This window comes from Streptococcus hillyeri (assembly GCF_041081565.1).
Taxonomy (GTDB): Bacteria; Bacillota; Bacilli; order Lactobacillales; family Streptococcaceae; genus Streptococcus; species Streptococcus hillyeri.
Genome location: NZ_CP163513.1, coordinates 151,685 through 172,926, shown reverse-complemented (window position 1 = coordinate 172,926; position 21,242 = coordinate 151,685). Strand labels below are relative to the sequence as shown.

21 protein-coding genes are annotated in these 21,242 nt (G+C 40.1%); 7 read left to right on the top strand and 14 right to left on the bottom strand.

From position 1 onward, the window contains the following. Position 1: 1 nt before the first annotated feature. The 4 genes from AB6M99_RS00950 to AB6M99_RS00935 all read right to left on the bottom strand — a co-directional run bounded on the left by AB6M99_RS00950 (position 2) and on the right by AB6M99_RS00935 (position 3,942). Positions 2 to 1,162, bottom strand: coding sequence for an ISAs1 family transposase (locus tag AB6M99_RS00950; protein WP_121836465.1), 1,161 nt, complete (start codon positions 1,160 to 1,162; stop codon positions 2 to 4). Positions 1,163 to 1,912: 750 nt separating this feature from the next. Next, positions 1,913 to 2,365: a deaminase gene (locus tag AB6M99_RS00945; RefSeq protein WP_121835799.1), complete on the bottom strand. Its 453-nt coding sequence runs from the start codon at positions 2,363 to 2,365 to the stop codon at positions 1,913 to 1,915. Positions 2,366 to 2,375: 10 nt separating this feature from the next. Then, positions 2,376 to 3,449 carry a Xaa-Pro peptidase family protein gene (locus AB6M99_RS00940; RefSeq protein WP_121835800.1) on the bottom strand — a complete coding sequence of 358 codons (1,074 nt, stop codon included), beginning with the start codon at positions 3,447 to 3,449 and terminating at the stop codon, positions 2,376 to 2,378. A 61-nt stretch (positions 3,450 to 3,510) separates the two neighbouring features. Further along, positions 3,511 to 3,942, bottom strand: a complete 432-nt coding sequence (locus AB6M99_RS00935; protein ID WP_121835801.1) for a hypothetical protein — start codon at positions 3,940 to 3,942, stop codon at positions 3,511 to 3,513. 77 nt (positions 3,943 to 4,019) lie between these two features. On the opposite strand from AB6M99_RS00935, the gene yaaA reads away from it, so the two are divergent. Together yaaA and AB6M99_RS00925 are read left to right on the top strand one after the other, a co-directional pair. Continuing rightward, on the top strand, positions 4,020 to 4,733 hold the full coding sequence (gene yaaA, locus AB6M99_RS00930) for a peroxide stress protein YaaA (RefSeq protein WP_121835802.1): 714 nt from the start codon (positions 4,020 to 4,022) through the stop codon (positions 4,731 to 4,733). Positions 4,734 to 4,802: 69 nt separating this feature from the next. Continuing rightward, positions 4,803 to 5,282: a hypothetical protein gene (locus AB6M99_RS00925; RefSeq protein WP_121835803.1), complete on the top strand. Its 480-nt coding sequence runs from the start codon at positions 4,803 to 4,805 to the stop codon at positions 5,280 to 5,282. A gap of 117 nt (positions 5,283 to 5,399) precedes the next feature. On the opposite strand, the gene dinB is transcribed toward AB6M99_RS00925, so the two are convergent. Further along, positions 5,400 to 6,494 carry a DNA polymerase IV gene (dinB, locus tag AB6M99_RS00920; RefSeq protein ID WP_121835804.1) on the bottom strand — a complete coding sequence of 365 codons (1,095 nt, stop codon included), beginning with the start codon at positions 6,492 to 6,494 and terminating at the stop codon, positions 5,400 to 5,402. A gap of 230 nt (positions 6,495 to 6,724) precedes the next feature. On the opposite strand from dinB, the gene pflB reads away from it, so the two are divergent. Further along, positions 6,725 to 9,052 carry a formate C-acetyltransferase gene (gene pflB, locus AB6M99_RS00915; protein WP_121835805.1) on the top strand — a complete coding sequence of 776 codons (2,328 nt, stop codon included), beginning with the start codon at positions 6,725 to 6,727 and terminating at the stop codon, positions 9,050 to 9,052. 73 nt (positions 9,053 to 9,125) lie between these two features. Here the strand turns inward: pflB and AB6M99_RS00910 are convergent, their stop codons facing one another. Then, positions 9,126 to 9,521: a single-stranded DNA-binding protein gene (locus AB6M99_RS00910; protein ID WP_369350953.1), complete on the bottom strand. Its 396-nt coding sequence runs from the start codon at positions 9,519 to 9,521 to the stop codon at positions 9,126 to 9,128. A gap of 73 nt (positions 9,522 to 9,594) precedes the next feature. On the opposite strand from AB6M99_RS00910, the gene AB6M99_RS00905 reads away from it, so the two are divergent. After that, complete coding sequence (locus AB6M99_RS00905) at positions 9,595 to 10,311, top strand: class I SAM-dependent methyltransferase (RefSeq protein WP_369350952.1); 717 nt, start codon at positions 9,595 to 9,597, stop codon at positions 10,309 to 10,311. 76 nt (positions 10,312 to 10,387) lie between these two features. Here AB6M99_RS00905 and tig read toward each other — a convergent pair whose 3' ends face one another. Next, the gene (gene tig / locus AB6M99_RS00900; protein ID WP_121835808.1) at positions 10,388 to 11,671 is read right to left on the bottom strand and encodes a trigger factor; all 1,284 of its coding nucleotides are present in this window, start codon (positions 11,669 to 11,671) and stop codon (positions 10,388 to 10,390) included. A gap of 95 nt (positions 11,672 to 11,766) precedes the next feature. Between tig and AB6M99_RS00895 the strand changes: the two genes are divergently transcribed. Next, on the top strand, positions 11,767 to 12,597 hold the full coding sequence (locus AB6M99_RS00895; RefSeq protein WP_121835809.1) for a mechanosensitive ion channel family protein: 831 nt from the start codon (positions 11,767 to 11,769) through the stop codon (positions 12,595 to 12,597). Positions 12,598 to 12,899: 302 nt separating this feature from the next. Here AB6M99_RS00895 and AB6M99_RS00890 read toward each other — a convergent pair whose 3' ends face one another. From AB6M99_RS00890 to truA, 4 genes are all read right to left on the bottom strand, one after another. Continuing rightward, positions 12,900 to 13,463 (bottom strand): TIGR01440 family protein, encoded by a 564-nt coding sequence (locus AB6M99_RS00890; protein WP_121835810.1) that lies wholly within the window; start codon positions 13,461 to 13,463, stop codon positions 12,900 to 12,902. Positions 13,464 to 13,554: 91 nt separating this feature from the next. After that, positions 13,555 to 14,016, bottom strand: coding sequence for an ECF transporter S component (locus tag AB6M99_RS00885; protein WP_121835811.1), 462 nt, complete (start codon positions 14,014 to 14,016; stop codon positions 13,555 to 13,557). After that, on the bottom strand, positions 14,003 to 14,767 hold the full coding sequence (locus tag AB6M99_RS00880; protein WP_121835812.1) for a bifunctional hydroxymethylpyrimidine kinase/phosphomethylpyrimidine kinase: 765 nt from the start codon (positions 14,765 to 14,767) through the stop codon (positions 14,003 to 14,005). The genes AB6M99_RS00885 and AB6M99_RS00880 overlap by 14 nt, the downstream gene beginning before the upstream one ends. After that, positions 14,757 to 15,506 carry a tRNA pseudouridine(38-40) synthase TruA gene (truA, locus tag AB6M99_RS00875; protein ID WP_121835854.1) on the bottom strand — a complete coding sequence of 250 codons (750 nt, stop codon included), beginning with the start codon at positions 15,504 to 15,506 and terminating at the stop codon, positions 14,757 to 14,759. Before truA ends, AB6M99_RS00880 begins: the two co-directional genes overlap by 11 nt. A 188-nt stretch (positions 15,507 to 15,694) precedes the next feature. Between truA and AB6M99_RS00870 the strand changes: the two genes are divergently transcribed. Next, positions 15,695 to 17,095: a PLP-dependent aminotransferase family protein gene (locus AB6M99_RS00870; RefSeq protein WP_369350949.1), complete on the top strand. Its 1,401-nt coding sequence runs from the start codon at positions 15,695 to 15,697 to the stop codon at positions 17,093 to 17,095. A gap of 347 nt (positions 17,096 to 17,442) precedes the next feature. Continuing rightward, positions 17,443 to 17,904 (top strand): hypothetical protein, encoded by a 462-nt coding sequence (locus AB6M99_RS00865; protein WP_121835814.1) that lies wholly within the window; start codon positions 17,443 to 17,445, stop codon positions 17,902 to 17,904. Between the two features lie 131 nt (positions 17,905 to 18,035). Here AB6M99_RS00865 and AB6M99_RS00860 read toward each other — a convergent pair whose 3' ends face one another. From AB6M99_RS00860 to AB6M99_RS00850, 3 genes are all read right to left on the bottom strand, one after another. Then, positions 18,036 to 18,707: an amino acid ABC transporter permease gene (locus AB6M99_RS00860; RefSeq protein WP_121835815.1), complete on the bottom strand. Its 672-nt coding sequence runs from the start codon at positions 18,705 to 18,707 to the stop codon at positions 18,036 to 18,038. A 93-nt stretch (positions 18,708 to 18,800) separates the two neighbouring features. After that, complete coding sequence (locus tag AB6M99_RS00855) at positions 18,801 to 19,661, bottom strand: transporter substrate-binding domain-containing protein (protein WP_121835816.1); 861 nt, start codon at positions 19,659 to 19,661, stop codon at positions 18,801 to 18,803. A 100-nt stretch (positions 19,662 to 19,761) separates the two neighbouring features. Further along, complete coding sequence (locus tag AB6M99_RS00850) at positions 19,762 to 21,210, bottom strand: amidase (protein WP_121835817.1); 1,449 nt, start codon at positions 21,208 to 21,210, stop codon at positions 19,762 to 19,764. Between the last annotated feature and the right edge of the window lie 32 nt (positions 21,211 to 21,242).

Here is a 21,242-nt window from a genome sequence, read left to right as displayed (position 1 = left end):
CCTAAAGCAATTGTTTTAAATACTTGTCAAAGGACAGACTTAGGGCATATTTCTTACGACGCAGACTCATCTTCTTTCCAAAATCTAACTGTTTTAATACCGCTAAACAGAATTTATCCATGACATTTAAATTAAATGCGAGTTGTTTATTCAAAGTCTTATTGGCATCTTCACGAAAAACAACATCTAGTAGCCAGTGCATACTCTCTATTTGCCAATGACCTCTCACATAGTCACACAACTCTTTAGCGCTAACCTGACAACTTAAAATAAAGTAGCGGGTTTCTTCGCTCTCTTGACCATTCTTTGTTATCTGAATACGCGCCCGTCCAATGCTTTGGATATGTCCCCAATCAGGATGCTCTTGACGTATCCACTCTGTATCAGTAATGACTTCATACTGTCTCAATTCAATCTGACCGTGCGCTTTCTCAAGCGTTTCATAGCTATCGTCAAAATTCTGAGAGAGTTCAAAATAGGGACGAATATCTTCTAGAAGGCTCTTTTGATTCTCTTTGACTGCTAGACAATAATCTGCTTTCTTCATGATAATCTTATCCGCAATAGCCTTTTGTGTGCCCATGGCGTCAATACTAATCATGCACCCTTTTACTGAAATCATGTCTAATAATCGTGGAATCGCTGTAATCTCATTGCTTTTTTCATCAGTCGCTACCTGGCCATACGAAATCCCTAAATCTGTCGCATAGGCTGAGACAATATGTAGGGCTTTTTGAGTTTGACTGCCATTACCACGGATAGTCTTCCCGTCAATGGCTACTAAACGTTTTGAAAGTTGTGGTAAGGTTTTAGATGATGAGTCACACGCTTCAAGAAGAGAAGTCCATATCTGTGTGAGTTCTACAAGAACTTGTGAATCTAAGGTCGCAAAAACACGTTGTAGAGTGTCATGAGAGGGAATGCCATTTTCTAATTTGAGAACGGTGCGTAAGGATTTCTCATAGGCAATACCAAACTCCTCTATCTCATCCCAGTGTTCTGCGCCTGATAAGCGAGCAAAGAAGATGAGAAGAACGATATCTGACAATAAGTGTTTAATTTTCCATGGGGAACGGTCGTCTCTAACAGTAATCAAGAAATTTAAAAGGTCTTCCATAACAAAATCCTCCACTTTTATTATAGCGAAGGATTTTGAATTCATCCATGAAAGTCTTTTCTGTAAGCCATATTTTCTTCATGCGTTTGTCGTGTCAGAACTGAGAGATAGCTCTCATATTTGCTCAAAATAACATGTCAAGATGTGGAGAATTAATACGATGAGATCAGCTTTTCTACACTTAGGCTGTTATTTATATCTATGAAGCACCAGTGGTATTTTTTATTCACCCAATCCAATAGTTAATGTGGCAGCAACAGGATGATTTCAATTTTCATACATCAAAACTATTACTCTGAGCAAAACATGACAATCTCTCAAGAAAGATAAGCATTCCTATCACGTAATAACATAACAAAACTAAGTTATAAAAGTAGATAGAAAAAAGCAGGCAAAAGTCATCGTCATGGTGACTTCTGTCCGCTCTTTTTTATTAGAAAATATTCTTATACCTAACAAAAATCAAAAATTACTTTTTGTTTCTTTCTTAAAAGTGCGGACGCTCCTACGGAGTTTCATTGCTAGATTTGAGCTTATCTCTATCGCAGTAGATGATTGGATGTACTTGTCGACTACTCGACAACGGCCACCCTAATCATCCTTGCGGGGGAACTACTACGAAATTGACTTTCAATTTCTGTAGTTCTCCCAAAAATCCGTTCATATCGAGAGTTTACTCTCGATATGAATACCACTATAGCGAAAGAAACATGTTAGCCTCACTTCGTTCGGTAGTGCATCAAAAGTATTAGAGGTTCTAAAATGCTAATTTTGATTTTGGACGAGTATTAACGTTTACCTCTCTCCCAGATGAATACTTGGTACATCGTGCTGCACATAAGAGACACCTTTTTTCTCCATCAACTCAATGGCAAAGGGATGCGGCCGGTAATTCGATTTGTAGGTAATTTTGGTTATTCCGGCTTGAAGCAGCGCCTTGGTGCAGTTAATACATGGAAAATGAGTGACATAGACTTCTGTATTGTCTGTCGAAATGCCTTCTTTGGCACACTGGATAAGGGCATTCATCTCGGCATGAACCGTACGAATGCAGTGCCCATCTTCCATATAGTGTCCCGCTTCATTGCAGTTATCCGTTGCTGAAACACCGCCATTGTAACCTGTGGCAATGATTCGATTATTTTTCACTAAAACGGCACCAACAAAGGCACGATCACAGGTTGAGCGCTTTGAAATCAGCTCTGCATTTGCCATAAAATAATCTTGCCATGAAAGTCTTTCTTCCATAACTCCCCCCTTAAATAACAATGAGTTCTTTTGGTGCAAGGGTCAAGATTTCACAGCCTGTTTCTGTAATGAGTAGGTCATCTTCAATGCGAACACCATACTGACCTTCAAGATAAATACCTGGTTCATCCGTCAATATCATACCAGCCTTAATGGTTTCATCAGATTTCCCAAAATAGGGCTCTTCATGAATATCCAATCCAATACCGTGACCAATGCCATGGGTGAAGTAGTTACCATAGCCAGCATCAGTAATCACTTGACGAGGAATGGCATCAAAATCTCGATAAGTTAAACCAGCTTTGGCTTTTTCAATCAGAACTTTATTAGCACGTAAAACAAGGTCGTAAATCTCGCGTTCTTGGTCCGTCACCTGCCCTATATGAATGGTTCTGGTCATATCACTCACATAATGGTTATAGTAACATCCAAAATCAAGGGTCAAGGTCTCACCAGTTTCAATCACTTTATCACTGGCACGACCGTGAGGCATAGAAGAGCGGTAACCTGACGCTGCGATAGTTTCAAAGGAAATCCCTGACGCCCCATACTCTCTCATACGAAAATCTAAGAAATTAGCCACATCAATCTCTGTTGTTTGCCCTGGCTTGATAAAATCCAAAACATCCGTAAAAGCACGGTCAGAGATTGAACAAGCCTTACGAATCGTTTCAATTTCGATGGCATCCTTAATCATCCGTAGTTCTTCTGTAAAATTAGTCTGCGGAACTAACACAACACCCGAAAACGTTTCTTGCAACTGCTGATAATAGGCATAGCTGATTTGACTATCAAAGCCGAGACGAGAAAGACCATCTTCTGCTGCTATCTTAGCAATCTCAGCTAGGGGCGCTCTCGTTTCAATAATATCAAAACCTTGAACTGCTTTTTTAGCCATTAAACTATAGCGAGCATCCGTCAAAAAGAGACGTCTTTTGCCAGAAATATAAACTGTCCCAGCCGTCCCTGAAAAACCAGTTAAATAGTAGATATTCGTTAAATTAGTGACTAAAATCGCGTCAACATCGGTTTGAGCTAGTTTCGTTACAAAATTAGTAACACGCGCTTGAAGATAGGTTTGCATAGTTTCCTCCTTGGACATTTCGTTGTTTTTATTGTAACAGATTTTTGATGATTTAAAAGGTTTAATCCGTATTGTCGATGATTTTGACATCATCAGGTAAGGATTTTTCTTCAGTAGGAAGCGACTTTTCAGTCATTAGATGGGTTTGTGTCTCCCATGCGGCTATCTCATCTCCTCGTTCAATCTCATAATCCCAATTCATGTCTAACTCAAATTCTGCTCTGCCATTGACCGTAATCTTAAAATCGTAAGTGTGGCTTCCAAGTCCAAAGGAACCCACAGTAAACTCATCATACTGAATGGTTTTGACATCCTCATAGTGGTTGTAAATATAGAGGGCAGTTTGCTGAACTAGGATTTCTCGATTAAGGGCATCCTTTCTCTTCCCTTCCCAAGACCACAACAATATAAAAGCCAATAAGACTACAAATAACCCTAAAATCGTCAAACAGCCTACTTTGACACAACCTTTGGCATTCGTTTTAGTTTCCAATCAGGTATCTCCTTCTCCTAGTAGTATTCTCACACATCTTTTGTTAAACTTATTATATCACACCAAAGGAGAGCATTATGTCATTAACCTTTCTGATTCCAACAGCAAAAGAGATGAACATTCCCAAAGAGACTTTACCTCACCAGCTTTCTGAAAAAAGCTCCGCTATTGCCCAAGAAATGTCAGAACTATCTTTAGAGGAACTTGCGAAAGCTTACAAAATCTCAGAAACAGCTGCCCAAAAAGAAGCCACACGTTGGCAGGCTATTGTGGAAAATTCTGCACCTGCTTATCCTGCGACATCGCTTTTTAATGGTTTAATGTACCGACATCTGGATAAAAATGTCATCTCAAAGCAAAGCCCAGTTTATATCACCTCGTCGTTTTACGGAATCATTCATGCGCTGGAGCCAATAGCAGAGCATCGCCATGACTTTCATACCAAAATCAAGGTCAACAATCAGTCATTAAAAGAATTTTGGAGACCTGATTACGATGCCTTTGCCAAGCAACAAGAAACCATCGTGTCCCTGCTATCTAGTGAGTTTTTAGACATTTTTTCAAGTCACATCAAGAAACAATTGATAACAGTGACTTTTATGGAAGACAAAGACGGGCAACTCAAAACACACTCGACCATTTCTAAAAAAGCTAGAGGTGCCTTTCTCAGCCAGGCACTTGCCCAAGAGGCACAGACCGTCGCTGATTTGATGAAACTCACATTTGCTGATTTTCATTACCGCGAAGACCTTTCTTCTGAAAATCAATTAATTTTTGTGAAAAAAGCCTAACAAATCGTTACAAACACTTTCATTTTTGATATACTTGTATCATCAAAATAAGTCAAGGAGATTTTTTTAATGATTTCATATGAAAAAGTTCGTCAATCTTTTAAAACTTGGAACACAACAATCGGTGTTCTTTACATTTTAAATGCTGTTCTTTTCCTTTTTTCATTGCTAGGTGGAGCTGTGAATAAAATTATGTTGGAGAAACAACCTGAGGTTTATGCTAGTCTAGATGAGATTACCTTAGAGGCACTTCACCTTTCAACAACACCTTTTGCTCTTTTTACGTTTGGCTTGGGACTTATCGTTACCATTGTGATCGCTGTTTTAGCCCTTATCAATCGTAGTAAAGCTAATAAAAATTTAGACAGCCAAATTAGCTACACCGTCTACTATATCGGTATTGGATGGGCTGTTATCTCTGTTATTTTAGAATTTTTAATGCTGGGCACCTTATCTTTACTGTCTCCAATCTGGGTCTTGCTCTTTGGATTTTTCCATGTTTTCACACTCAGAAAAGCTCAAACACTGAAAGAAAAAGAAGAACAGTAACAAACAACTGTTTTTCCTACACACTGTAAAATAAAAGTGAGTACGATTTCGTTTTCAATGATAAAAACGGATCATACTCACTTTTTTGAATACTTTTAACCTTGTGATTACACCCAGTTAGATATCTAGAAGCACTTCATCATCTTCATCTTCTAGCCCTGTCACCGTCACTCCCAAAAGACGAATACCTAAGGGATTTTCCTCTAAACTATCGTAGATTTCATGGGCAACTCGCTCGATAATGCTAAATTCTTTAGTTACGACAGGTAGGGTGACACGCTTGGTCAGCGTTGAAAAGTCTGAATAACGCACTTTAATGACAACTATTTTTCCTGCTCTGCTATTGCTCTCCAAAACATCAGCTACCCGACGGGCATTTTTAGAAAGTTCTAGCTTGACATCTTCGATATCATAAAGCAATTTGCCATAAGTCCGCTCGCTTCCGATGGATTTTCGGATACGATTGGGCTTGACGGGACTATTTGAAATCCCCCTAGCCTTGCGATAAAGGTCGTAGCCAAAGCGACCAAAGGTATCAATTAAGGTCATTTCTGGAATTTGCCTTAAATCTTTACCTGTATAAACACCCATGTCATGGAGGCGTCCTACTGATTTTTTACCCACACCATAAAATTTTTCAATTGGCAATTTATCTAGGAAAGCCTCCGCTTCTTCTGGTAAAATCAAGGTCAAACCTTTTGGTTTTTCAAAATCTGACGCTAATTTAGCAAGAAATTTGTTGTAAGAAACCCCAGCAGAACAGGTGAGGTGAACCTCTTGCCAAATGTCATGTTGAATGAGCTTTGCCACTTTGATAGCAGATTTAATCCCTAACTTATTATCTGTCACATCAAGGTAGGCTTCGTCAATAGAAAGCGGTTCGACAAGGTCTGTGTAGCGCTTAAAAATCTCACGAATCTGCATCCCGACCTCACGGTACTTACTATAATTTCCAGAGATAAAAACCGCCTGTGGACAACGTTCATAGGCTTCTTTGCTGGACATAGCAGATCGAATGCCGTATTTTCTTGCCTCGTAATTACAGGTTGAAACCACACCACGTCCACCTGTTTCCAGAGGATTTTTAGCAATCACAACTGGCTTTCCTCTCAAATCAGGGTTATCCCTTTCTTCAATGGCAGCAAAAAAAGCGTCCATGTCAATATGAATAATTTTCCGTGATGTGTCATTGATGAGAGGAAAAATCAACACAAGCAATCGCCTTCTTTCTGTAAATACTACAACATTATTATAACACTTTTACATTTCTTTCATGTGTTTTCAAATTTATAGTACAGTTTATAAAAAATCAAATAACTGTATTACAAAAGAAAAGTCTTTTTGTCAAGTTTTATGCTTGCTGAAACCGTTTACTGTGTGATACAATGAATTCGTAAATTGTAACAGATGATTTTGTTACTAGAATTTTAAGGAGACCTATTATGGTAACTGTCAAAACAAACACTGATGTTTTTGAAAAAGCTTGGGACGGATTTAAAGGAACTGACTGGAAAAAAAAAGCTAGCGTTTCTCGTTTCGTTCAAGCAAACTACACACCTTATGATGGCGATGAGTCATTCTTGGCTGGTCCAACTGAGCGCTCACTCAAAATCAAAAAAATCGTAGATGAAACAAAAGCTGGTTATGAAGCTGAAGGACGTTTCCCAATGGATACACGCCCAACTTCAATCGCCGACATTGACGCTGGTTACATCTCTAAAGAAGATGAATTGATTTTCGGTATTCAAAATGACCAATTGTTCAAATTGAACTTCATGCCAAAAGGTGGTATCCGTATGGCTGAAACAGCTCTTAAAGAACATGGTTATGAGCCAGATCCAGCCGTTCACGAAATTTACACTAAACACGTTACAACTGTAAATGACGGTATCTTCCGCGCTTACACTTCAAATATCCGTCGTGCTCGTCACGCCCACACAGTTACTGGTCTTCCAGACGCTTACTCACGTGGACGTATCATCGGGGTTTACGCACGTCTTGCTTTGTACGGTGCTGACTACTTGATGCAAGAAAAAGTTAACGACTGGAACGCAATCACTGAAATCGACGAAGAAACTATTCGTCTTCGTGAAGAAATCAACATGCAGTACCAAGCATTGCAACAAGTTGTTCGCCTTGGTGATCTTTACGGTGTTGATGTTCGTCGTCCTGCTTACGATACAAAAGAAGCTATCCAATGGACTAACATTGCTTTCATGGCTGTATGTCGTGTGATCAATGGTGCGGCTACTTCACTTGGACGTGTGCCAATCGTTCTTGACGTTTACGCAGAACGTGACCTTGCTCGTGGTACTTACACTGAAAGTGAAATCCAAGAGTTTGTTGATGATTTCGTTATGAAACTTCGTACCGTTAAATTTGCTCGTACTAAAGAATACGATGCCCTTTACTCAGGTGACCCAACATTCATCACAACTTCTATGGCTGGTATGGGTAACGACGGTCGTCACCGTGTTACTAAAATGGACTACCGTTTCTTGAACACTCTTGATAACATCGGTAACTCTCCAGAGCCAAACTTGACAGTTCTTTGGACTGATAAATTGCCATACGCATTCCGTCGTTACTGTATGCACATGAGCCACAAACACTCTTCTATCCAATACGAAGGTGTAACAACAATGGCTAAAGATGGTTACGGTGAAATGTCATGTATCTCATGCTGTGTATCTCCACTTGACCCAGAAAACGAAGAACAACGTCACAACATTCAGTACTTCGGTGCTCGTGTAAACGTCCTTAAAGCTCTTCTTACTGGTCTTAACGGTGGTTATGACGATGTTCACAAAGACTATAAAGTATTTGACATCGAGCCAGTTACTGATGACGTTCTTGACTTCGATACTGTTAAAGCTAACTTTGAAAAATCACTTGACTGGTTGACTGATACTTACGTAGACGCTCTTAACATCATTCACTACATGACTGATAAATACAACTACGAAGCTGTTCAAATGGCATTCTTGCCAAGTCACCAACGTGCTAACATGGGATTCGGTATCTGTGGTTTTGCAAATACTGTTGATACTTTGTCAGCTATTAAATACGCTACTGTTAAACCAATCCGTGACGAAGATGGTTACATCTACGACTACGAAACAATTGGTGAATACCCACGTTGGGGTGAAGACGATCCTCGTTCAAACGAATTAGCTGAATGGTTGATTGAAGCTTACACAACTCGTCTTCGCAGCCACAAACTTTATAAGAACGCTGAAGCAACTGTATCACTTCTTACAATCACTTCAAACGTTGCTTACTCTAAACAAACTGGTAACTCTCCAGTTCACCGTGGTGTTTACCTCAACGAAGATGGTACAACTAACTTGTCACAACTTGAGTTCTTCTCACCAGGTGCTAACCCATCAAACAAAGCTAAAGGTGGTTGGTTGCAAAACTTGAACGCATTGTCAAGCCTTGACTTCTCATATGCTGCTGACGGTATCTCATTGACAACTCAAGTATCACCACGCGCTCTTGGTAAAACACACGATGAGCAAGTTGATAACTTGGTAACAATCCTTGATGGTTACTTCGAAAACGGTGGTCAACACGTTAACTTGAACGTTATGGACTTGAACGACGTTTACAAGAAAATCATGGATGGTGAAGATGTTATCGTTCGTATCTCTGGATACTGCGTAAACACTAAATACCTCACTAAAGAACAAAAAACTGAATTGACACAACGTGTCTTCCACGAAGTTCTTTCAATGGATGATTACGCTTCTGAAGTTTCAGGCAACTAATCCTGTTTCAGAAAAGTCATTCGGTGACTAAATAGAAAAAATCTAGGAAATCTATCCTAGATTTTTCTTATTCTTAAAATGGCAATTCCTCTTCTTCTAAGACCAAATCAGCCAATTCATCCGCTACATTACTTTCTCGCATGGCACGTTGGGCACGGCTTTCTAGCAACTGGAATCCATGACCTAACACTTCAGTCACATAGTGTTTCTGCCCTGCTTTTTCATACTGACGAGTCCGCAACTCACCATCTATGGAAACGAGGCTACCTTTTGACGCATAACTTGCAAGTGTTTCTGCTAGGCGTCCCCAGAAAACAACTTGGACAAAGTCTGCTTCACGTTCACCAGAACTAGACTTATAACGGCGATTAACCGCAATAGTTACTCGAGAAACAGCTTTATCTGTGGCAGTCTTAACCATTTCAGGATTGGACGTTAAACGCCCAATCATAATCACTTTATTGTACATGTTTTGTACCTCCTTACCTTACTATTCGTAAGAGAAATTAAAAATGTGATATAATGACAAAAAGGAGGATCAGATGTCTGTTAATTTAGAAACTTATAAAGAGATGTTAACACAGCCGTGGGGGAAAATCATGTATGAATTGATTTTTGCTCAGTTGGAAAGTATCAAAGGAAAAAGAATACTTGATTTTGGAGCTGGTTTCGGCTTGACTGCTCAGCATTTGTCCCAAGAAAATACCATCACGGCTATCGAACCTAATGCCGATATGTTATTTGCTGATGCTGGGAAAAGCTTTACTAAAATCCATGGCTCATTGGATGCTTTGAAACAACTACCAAACGCACAATTTGATGCCATCATCTGTCACAATGTCATGGAATATATCCCAGAAGATGAGCGACCAAGCTATTTCAGTGAATTTGAGCGTTTGCTGGTTCCAGGCGGACAATTATCTCTGATTAAGCATAATCAAGTCGGTAAAGTCATGCAGGCTGTGGTTTTTAGCAACGACATCAATCTCGCTTTAGACTTATTGGACGGGAAAAGCTACGAGAGTCTCTCTTTTGCGAATGGAACAACCTATGATTTTGAGGATTTAAAAGAATATACCTCTCTCACTCTGCAAAACTACCGTGGACTACGCACCTTCTACGCCCTACAACCCAACTCCGTCAAATCAGAAGAGGGATGGTTAGACAACTTGCTTAAAGCTGAATTAGCTGTTGCTGATTTAACCCCCTATAAGGATATTTCTTTTTTACAGCACCTCACTTTAGTAAAAAAGGTATAGAAAAAATCTTCCACAATTGGAAGATTTTTTCGTTATCATGAAACGTGTCTAGATTAGCTCAACGTTTCTAAGATTCTTATTTAACTGTTGCAGTTGATGTGATTGTTTCAACAGCTTTTTTCATTGTGATATCATGGCGAAGCATGTCAGCTGAAAGAAGGCTACGAACTTGTTCAACTTCCATGTTGTACTCAGCTGCAAGGTCGTTAATTTCTTTTTCGATGTCTTCATCTGATACTTCGAAACCTTCTGCTTTAGCGATTGCTTCGATAACAAGGTTTGTTTTCACACGTTTATCAGCATCTGCTTCGTATTGTTTGTGAAGGTCATCTTGAGTTGTACCTGTGATTTGGAAGTACATTTCTGGTGAGATACCTTGACGTTGCATGTTGCCCATGAATTCGTTCATAGCGCGGTGAACTTCGTCGTGTACCATTTCTTCTGGTAATTCAACGATTTCAGCATTTGCTACAGCAAGCTCAATAGCTGCGCCTTCTACAGCGTCATCAAATGCAATTTCTTTAGCTGCTTCAAGTTCTTTGCGGTATTTAGCTTTCAACTCATCAAGTGTTTCAACTTCTTCGTCGATGTCTTTTGCAAGTTCGTCGTCAAGAGCTGGAACTTCTTTAGCTTTAACTTCGTTAACTGTTGTTACAAAGAGTGCTGCTTTACCTGCAAGATCTTCTGCGTGGTATTCTTCTGGGAATGTTACTTTAACTTCTACAGTTTCACCAGCTTTAGCGCCTACAAGTTGCTCTTCAAAGCCTGGGATAAATTGACCTGAACCAAGTTCAAGTGAGTGGTTTTCACCTTTTCCGCCATCAAATTCAACGCCGTCAACTGAACCTACGAAATCGATAACAACAGTGTCGCCATTTTCAGCCGCGCCGTCTTTAACAGCCAATTCAGCCAAGTTGTTACGCTCACGCTCAATTTTAGCATCAACTTCTTCATCAGTAACTTCTTTAGAAAGTTCTACTTCAACAGCAAGGTTTTTGTAGTCACCAAGTTTAACTTCAGGTTTAGTCACAACTTCTGCTGTGATTGTCCAGTCTTGACCTTTTTCCATTGATGTCACATCAATTTTTGGTTGTGCAACAACATCAAGTCCAAGTTCAGTAACAGCTGCTTCATAAGCTGATGGAAGGATGCTGTTCAATGCATCTTCGTAAAGCGCTTCTTCACCAAATTTTTGGTTAAAAATTGGACGTGGCACTTGACCTTTACGGAAACCTGGAACGTTCAAATCTTTTTTAATACGGTTAAATGCTTTATCAAGAGCTGGTTTGATTTGCTCTTGGCTAATTGTAAATGTGATGACACCGCGGTTAGTTGCTGTGTTTTCAAATGATACTGACATTAGTCATTCTCCTTAAAAAATGTTATACAGCTTAGTTTACCATATTTTATGAGTTTTTTAAAGTTTTTTACGTTACTTTTTGGTAAACTAGACGTATGAAAATTATCGAAAACTATCTTATTTCTTGGCACTTGGAGGAGCTAGGAACAAAGCTCGTCTCACTTCTTCTCTTACTCATCCTTTTTACGCTAACTAAAAAGCTCTGCCATTTTGCTTTTAAACATACCATCGAAAAATCCTTAACCTTTTCTCAGACTAAACCTGCTCGTCAGAAAACCTTAATCAAATTGATGCACAGCGCTCTTAATTACACCCTCTACTTCATTTTGATTTATTGGATGTTGACGATTATCGGGGTGCCTGTTTCAAGCCTGCTAGCAGGAGCTGGAATTGCCGGGGTGGCTATTGGACTTGGGGCACAAGGCTTCTTATCGGATGTTCTTAATGGTTTCTTCATTCTCTTGGAAAATCAATTCGATGTAGGTGAAACGGTTGAAATTGGTAGCATCATTGGGAATATTTCCAGTGTCGGTATTCGGACAACGCAAATCAGAGGATTTGACGGTACGCTTCATTTCATTCCAAATCGTAACATCACCATCGTCAGCAATAAATCGCGAGGTGATATGCGGGTACAAATTGATATTCCGATTTTTGCCCATAGCAATTTAGAAAAAATTGGGCAGATTATTCAAGCTATTAATGATGAACAATTGGAAAATTATCCTGAAATTGTCGGTGTACCAACACTCATTGGACCACGAACACTCCCAAATGGGCAATTCATCTATCGTGTGGATATTTTTGTTCAAAATGGTCAACAAAATCGTATCTACTCTCAATTTTTCAGACTGTATCAAGAAGGATTGGTGAAAGAGAATATTGCCTTACCTACAGCAAATACCTTTAGCACCTCACCAAAATAATAGACTAAAAAGGCTTAGAAGTCTCGTTTTAAGGACGAAACATTCTGAGCCTTTTTCTGTGTTTTATAGTCGAATGAATTAACTTTAATACTTAACAAAAATCAAAAAAAGCTAAAACACTATATTAGAGGTTCTAAATGCTAATTTTGATTTTGGAGGAGTATAAAACAAAGAGCTGTGACGCAGACATTCCAAAGGCTCCAATGGGGTCTTTGAGGCTCTGTAACTGGGGAAAACAGGGCTTTCCTAAAAAAGTACGGCAAGTCAAAAGTGACGATATATTAAATCTAGTTCAAATGACTTTAATTTTTCCTAATCTCGTCTTCTTGATAGAGAGCACGCGCACCGCCAATAAGTTTCGGACGACTAGCAAGAGCTGTCACATGGGCACCTCCTAATTCACGCTGAATCGGTCTTAACGGCACTTGAACACGTTTGACATGCATACCAATTGACGTATCTCCAATGTCAATTCCTGCGTGAGCAACAAGCTCTTCTACCTCAACTGGATTGGTCATATAATCAAAGGCTGCCAACTGCCCAGAGCCACCCGCATGTAGGCTAGGTAGGACATTAACAATTTCAAGATTGTATTGCTCTGCGACTTCACGTTCAACCACAAGAGCACGATTCAAGTGTTCACATCCTTGAACGGCTAGATGAATACCACGTTCCGTACAAGCGTCTAGAATCGTTTTCACAATAACTTGCCCGACTTCTCGGCTAGAATTTTTTCCAATCACACCACCTGCCACCTCGCTAGATGACAAACCCAGGACAAAAATTTGTCCTTTTTTAATAGCTGAGCGGTTAAGAATGTCTGTAATAATCTGTCTTGTTTCTTCTGCTAATTGCTTTAAATCCATCGTTCTCTCCCTTTTTAATATTATATCACGAAACATAAAAACCTACCGCTATTCTTCTAACGGTAGATCCGAACATATCGTGCTACTATTTTCATTTCACCTGCTCTACTGCTTTTACCAAAGTCAAGCCAACGAGAATACCAACCACATTTTGTAAGATATTAGTAATAATATCTGCCGTAGCGGCGGTGACATCATACATCACACTAGAAGCTACAAAATAGGTTGCTACCATAACTATCACAGATGAGAGAATCCCAAGGTAACGTTTTTTCCCAGTAAAACCTGCTAAATAGCCTTGACCTCCATGGGCAACCAAACTAATAAACATCCATTGTGGATATCCTGCAATCAAGTCAAAAAGAAAGCCTGATAGCCCTCCGACAATGGCGCCTTCCTTTTTACCCAGATGAAAAGCTGCGAAGAAAATGCCTGCATCTAATAAAGTGGTTACTCCCTTAACTGTAGGTATCTTGACAAAAAGTCCAAGAACGACGGTCAGAGCTGTTAAAATCGCTAACAGCGTGAGTTGTTTTGTTTTAGTTTGTCTCATACTGAATCACTCCATAATCGTCAGATTTTTGAATCGCCGCATGCACAAATGCTTTAGCATCACGAACAGCTTCCTGAGCTGTCTTATCAGCAACTAAATAGCTGGCAATAGAGGAAGCAAAGGTACAACCTGCACCGATATTGTTTCTAGCAATCACTGGACTTTCAAGGACAACCAACTCTGTTCCATCATAGAAAACGTCCGTTGCAACCGTATCATCCAGACGGCTACCACCTTTAATCACGACATTTTTAGCGCCAAGTTCGTACAGGGTTTTAGCGGCAACTTTCATATCGTCCAAGGTTTTGATACTGCTTTGGGTCAATAGCTCAGCTTCTACCAGATTTGGTGTGATAATGGTCACATAAGGGAAAAATTTGAGAAGTTCGTCACGCAAAGCTGAGACCTCAACATCGTGACTTTCCTTGCAGACCAAGACAGGATCTAAAACTACTGGAATATCTGCATGAGCCTTTACAAAATCCAATGCCTGCTCTGCTATTTCCACATTTGGAAGAAGGCCTAATTTAATCCCTGCAAAAGGGACATCCTTGAGGGAAGCCAATTGATGTGCAAAGATATTCGAGTCTGTACCAAAAACTTCAAAACCATTCTCAGTTATAGCAGTCAGACATGTCACGGCAACAAAGCCATGTAGTCCATTAACGGTGTAGGTGGTCAAATCAGCGTGAAGACCGCCACCACTAAAAATATCATTTCCTGAAATTGCCAAAATATACTTACTCTTCATAAGTGATCTCCTTTAGATACAGACCGTTTCCTGCTGCTGTTGGACCAGCTAAGTTGCGGTCTTTGGATTCTAAAACTGTTCGAATCTGACTTGTTGCCATGCGCCCATTTCCGATTTTCAGCAGAGTACCTACCATATTTCGTACTTGCTTATAGAGAAAACCATTACCAGAAAAGGTAAAGACTAGAAACCCTGTTTTGTCATCGACAACAACCGTCGCCTGAGTGATGGTGCGTACCTTATTTTGAACACTGGTTCCTGAAGCGGTAAAACCTGTGAAATCATGCGTTCCTACTAGGTCCTTGATGGCTTCTTGCATGAGAGCCAAATCCACTGGATAGGGATAATGGGTAGCGTAGTTGCGCATCATAGGATTTTTAGGACGACCGGTGTCCACTAAAAATTCATAGGTCTTACTGTGCTTATTGTAGCGAGCATGGAAATCATCTGGAACAATTGAAATCTCAACAATATCAATATCGTCTGGACACTGCGTATCCAAACCAAAGCGCAGTTTTTCCACATCGCGCAATTGAGGGAGGTCAAAATGAATGACCTGTCCATAGGCGTGAACACCTGCATCTGTTCGACCTGCACCGTGAATCGTGACAGGAACACCACTATTAAGCTTCAAAAGGGTCTTTTCAATTTCCTCTTGAACGCTCCGCGCATGAGGCTGACGCTGAAAACCTGAAAAATCTCTACCGTCATATGAAATAATCGCTTTATATCTTACCATGACTAGCATTATAGCAAGAAAACAAGCCCTGTGCAAATAAGACAAGCCCCATAGAGAGAGACTCATTATCCACAGAAATAGCATTACTGAACAGTTTTAATAAAAATTAATAGACTTATTCTAACAAAAACTGGTATGATATAAATAATCATTTTAGTCTTTTTTTAAGATGTCAAAAAGGAGTTTCTATGCTGACCTACAACCTCAACCCACATCAATCTGAACCACTTTATCAACAGCTTTATCTCGCCCTCAAAAACGATATTACCACCGCTAAACTCCGGGGACATGAAAAATTACCATCCAAGCGCAAATTGGCTAAACATCTAGGCTTGTCCGTCACAACTGTGGACACTGCCTACCAGCAATTGATTGCCGAGGGGTACCTTTACAGTAAACCAAATAGCGGTTTCTTTGTCTCTGATATTCAGCATGTCCTAATATCAACTGACTCCCCAATCAGACCAGTTTTCCACAAAACTACCAGTCCAGTTGTGGATAACTCCTTACTTGTTCCGGCCAAACCCTATCAGCACCAGCAAGATTTTCCCTTTAGCGTCTGGAGTAAATTACTCAAGCAGGTGCTTAATCAAGATTCCCATAAGTTACTGGAACCCGCACCCAGCGGTGGTGTTCAAGACTTGAAAGAAGCCATTGCCCAGCACCTCTATGACTTCCGTGGTATGCTTGTCTCTCCTGAGCAGATTATTATCGGAGCAGGCACCGAATACCTCTACTCCCTGATCAGTCAGCTCTTTGGTCCCAAGCAACACATCGCCATTGAAGACCCATCATACAGCCGTATCGCTAAGGTTTACCTTTCCCACCAGATTCCTCTTACCTACCTACCAATTTCCGCCGATGGCATTAATCTTAAGGATTTGGAACAAAGCAGAGCAGATATTTTACATATTTCTCCCTCGCACCAGTTTCCCACAGGTCAGGTGTTACCTGTGAATAAACGCTATCAATTATTGGGGTGGGCTAGCCAAGCTGACAATCGTTACATTATCGAAGATGATTACGATAGTGAATTTCGTTTCAAGCACCGCCCCATTCCCAGCCTCAAAGAAATTGACCAATCCGACAAGGTTATCTACATGAATACTTTTAGTCGAAGTCTGTTGACCACGCTCCGCATTGCCTACATGATTTTGCCACCAAAGTTATTAGCAACCTTCCACGATAAACTGGGATTTTATTCACCGACCGTCTCCAATTTGGAACAGTACACCTTAGCACGATTTATCTCACAGGGATATTTTGAAAGACACCTGAGTCGCATGCGGTTGCGCTATCAGAAAAAACTTGAGTCTTGTCATCAGACCATCAAAAAAAGCCCTCTCAAAGACAAGATTACCATTACAGAGGACCATTCAGGGTTGCATTTTGTTTTGGTTGTCAAAACAGATTTAAACGAAAAAGATTTAGTCAAAAACTGCCGTCAGAAGGGTATTCTCTTAAGCCCCTTGAGCGACTTTGCCCACAACAAAGCTACGGTTCCTCAAAATCACTTCGTCATTCAATACGCTAATATGACCACAGAGGAATTTGTTCATTTGGTAGCTACTTTGGAAGAGGTTTTGTAACCAATCCTATTGTCTTATATTTCCAAAATCAATTCATCTAGACACTCAAAATCGTGATGACATTATCCACAATAAACCTCTCACTAAATTTACTTCCTGCTTATATAGGCAGCTCATATTCGTCTACAAAAATGCTCCTAGGCTCAGCCTTGTTTTCATCTAAACAGAACTTGATTAACACGATATTCTCAAAACATAAACGAAGTTTCTTAATATATTATTAACAACATAAACATAAGATAAAGATAAGCCAAAGATTTCACAAAAGTTGCTAGAACAGTATTTACACAATGACCTCCATTCGTTATAGTAACATTATCATAATGTTATTTAAGGAGGGCACTGACATGAGTGCAAAACAAAATCATTTCACTAAAAAGGCAATCACATTACTAGGAACTGCCTTAACAGGCTTAACATTGGCAGGAGCTTTGACCATTACAGAAGCAAAAGCTATTGCTATCCAAAGTTCACAGCAAACTAATCCAGTTACTCAAGCCAAGGAACAACTCTATCAAACCCTGCAAGAACGTAGCTTTAGATATTTTAACAATGGTAAAGATTTAGCGGAAGTTCACAACGGTATTATGGCTGTATTTGAAATTGAATATGAAACTTATAGAGATTACGACCTTTCTAATCATTCTGGCTCAAAACTAGATGAAGCTACTTTTTATAAGACAATCAATGACAATTTGAATAAAGACCCTGAATTGAGCTATATTCTAACCGAAGAACAACACTACAAAGTATTCGAAGGAATTTATCCTAAAGGAGCTTTACTAATCTCTAGAAGTTCTAGTCGCTAAACAGCGTAAAAAAATGCTAAAACAGCTTTTCAACTGACGAAAAGCTGTTTTTGTTTGTAATAGGAAACATTTTCACCTTCTAGACAAAATGTGTACAAAGTCAATTCATCTCAGAAAGCTCATCTTGGCAATCAGTAAGTATGGAGTTTCTTTTCCCAGATACCTTGTCCCAAGGCATAGAAGGTGGCGATGAGCCAGTAGATAAAGGCAACACAAATGTAGACAGTCATATAATCTGATTTGGCACCGCCGACAATTTTTGCCTTGTTAAAAATCTCAGGGACTGTAATCATGGCTGTGAGCGAGGTTGATTTAATCATGTCCAGAAAGACATTGCTAAGCGGTGGCAGAGCAATGCGAAAGGCTTGTGGAATAATTATCTTACGATAAATGACTGACGTCGGCAAACCTAGCGAGCGCGCAGCTTCCCATTGGCCTACATCAACCGCTGCTAGGGCTGAGCGGATAATCTCTGAAATATAGGCACTAGACATGGCTGTAAAAGCAATGATAGAGGCGACGATGGCATCTAATTGAATTCCCATAAATGGCAGACCAAAATAGATAAAGAAAAGCAGCACCATGAGGGGAACTCCGCGCATCAAGGATACATGCCAAATTGCTAGATAACGCAGAGGCAAGACTTTTGACATCCTTATCAGAGCAACGAAAAAGCCACAGAAAATCCCCAACCCAAATCCAATCAAAGACAACGCTAGCGTATAAGGCAATCCTTGAAGAATATCAGGAATCGCTTCTAGGGCTAATTTGGGGTCGAAAATCGCCTGCCAATTGATAGACATAACTACACCTTTCATTTTTAAGAGTAAGAAAGAGGTTGGGACACTCCCTGACCTCTTTAGTGGTTATTACAAACAAGTCAAATGTAGAAAACCTTAGTCAATATTGACTACTGGTAATTTGTCGGCATCTTCGGCAGGTTTTGTCAAATCTTGACCAGCATAATGCGTTTCAGAGATTTTCTTAAGCGTGCCGTCTTCTTTCATTTCTGTGATGACCTTATCAAGTTCTTTTTTTAGACTGTCATCTTTTTTGCTCATGACGATTACAGATTCGTTAGGATTATACTTAACATTTCCCATTTTAACTTTGATATCTGGGAATTTTTCCGTAATCACTTTTACTGCGATGACTTGTGTGTAGTAGTCGTTTGGAATAAAGTCTGTACGACCTGTAGACACATCACGAAGGTACACGTCATTGGTCACGTTATCGTAAATCACTGGTTCTGCGCCTTGTTTTTCAGCAATTTTCATAAAGGTCGTTCCAGCGCCACCACCAGCTTTTTTCCCTTTCCAGTCTGAAAGGTCTTCTGCTGTGATGTTTGATGAGCCATCTTCACGGACAATCATCCCGCTCACAGAGTATTTGTAAGCCTCTGAAAGGTTGTATTTTTCACGACGCTCTGCTGTTGGGGTAAGGTTGTTGACCGACACATCAACTTTTCCTGAGTCTACTGATGTCAAAGCTTCCGCAACACCGATTTCTTGGTATTCAATCTCAAGATCGAGACGTTTACCAATTTCATTCATCATGTCAATTTCATAACCAACAAGTTTTTCACTGTCGTCATGATATGATGTTGGGAAAAGCGTCCCTGGAGTTGCAACTTTAAGGACACCAGCTTCTTTGATTTTATCCCATTGTGTTTGTTCAGCTTTTTCACCATTAGATGAGCACGCCGTCAATACAAGGGCAGAAAGCAAGGCTGCTGAGGTCAACAACTTTTTAAACATTTATGATTCTCCTATTCTTAGCTGGTCTTTGGCGACCAACTCCCTAATTTTATCACAATCACTTTGACAAGACAACTATTTTAACCTGAAAATGAGGCGTTTACATTTTCAGAAAATGATTTTCTTCAAGCTGTGCGGCAAGGGTTAAGAGTAGGTCTTCACGCCCCTTGGCTGCTGCTAATTGCACACCTATTGGTAAGCCATCTTCTCTCTCAAATGTTGGCAGGGAAATAGCTGGTTGCCCCGTCAGATTCTGCAACTGGGTAAAAGGTGTCCAAGCTAAGCTGTGTTCAAACATTTGCCAAATCAAATCTTGCTGGTCAAGCATTGAAAAAGTATCCATTTGTCTGAGGTTTTCTTGCAAAGTTTTGGAAAGCGTAAATTGTCCATGTTTTGGCGCCACGTCTGCTACCGTTGGGGTTAATAAAAGATCATATGTTTGATGAAAATCAGACATGACGGCACTATACCTATCCCAATCCTGTAAGACTTTTGAATAACGTTTGGCTGGAATGGTTTGCCCACTTTGGTAAATCGCCCAAGTCATCAATTCCATGTCATCAATGGTCATTGGTCTTTTAAAAGATTGTTCAATCTCATCAAACATTTGTGCGGTTTCCACACCGTTCATGAGGTAATAAGATTTCATGACTTCAATACCATCTACAGGAAGACTATCTAGCTGAACAACTTTGTGTCCCAGTTGTTTAAGAGTATCTACTGCTTCTAGTACCGCTTGTTGAGCTTCCTTAGAAACTGATGTCCCAATTGGTGATTCCAAACAGTAAGCAATCGTCAAGGGCTCTGCTATTTTTCCAAAAAGAGATGCCTGAGAAAGCATAGGGAGAGGAAAAGGACTCTCTAGCTGGCAAGTCTGCATGCCATAAAGAAGGGCTCTGGTATCACGGACAGACTTGGTGAGGGCAAAGTGGCTAGAGGCTCCTTGCCAGCCTCGGTAGGAGGAAGGTCCCACAGGCAGACGCCCACGTGTAGGCTTCAATCCAATCAAACCATTAAAGCTTGCTGGGATACGGATAGAACCACCCCCGTCAGAAGCTCCAGCTATTTGAACCATCCCAGAAGCAATAGCTGCTGCCGCACCACCAGACGAGCCACCAGCATTACGCGTATAATCCTTAGGAAGGTTAACCGAACCATGAAGCTGACTATCTGAAATGTTTTTAAAGCCAAATTCAGGGGTATTAGTACGACCTAGGACAATAAAACCTAGTTCTTGAATTTTCTTAGTATAGTAATCATCATGACTAGCACGGTAGTGGGCAAATAACCTTGAACCTGATGTTGATAATTGTCCTACTTGATTTTGCCCTAAATCCTTAAGTAATATTGGTACACCTGCAAATGGCACTTTGGTATCTGTCAGCGCAGTCGCTTTTTCCAAAGCCTCATCAAATTGTGTTGAAACGACGGCATTCAACTCTGGATTGAGTTTTTCAATTTTCTCAATTGTTTCAAGAACTAATTCCTTTGCAGATATTTTTCCAGACTTAATCGCACTTGCTTGTTCTGTCGCATCTTTCCATGTCATCGCTTATTCTCCTTTCTTGTAGCCTATCATGA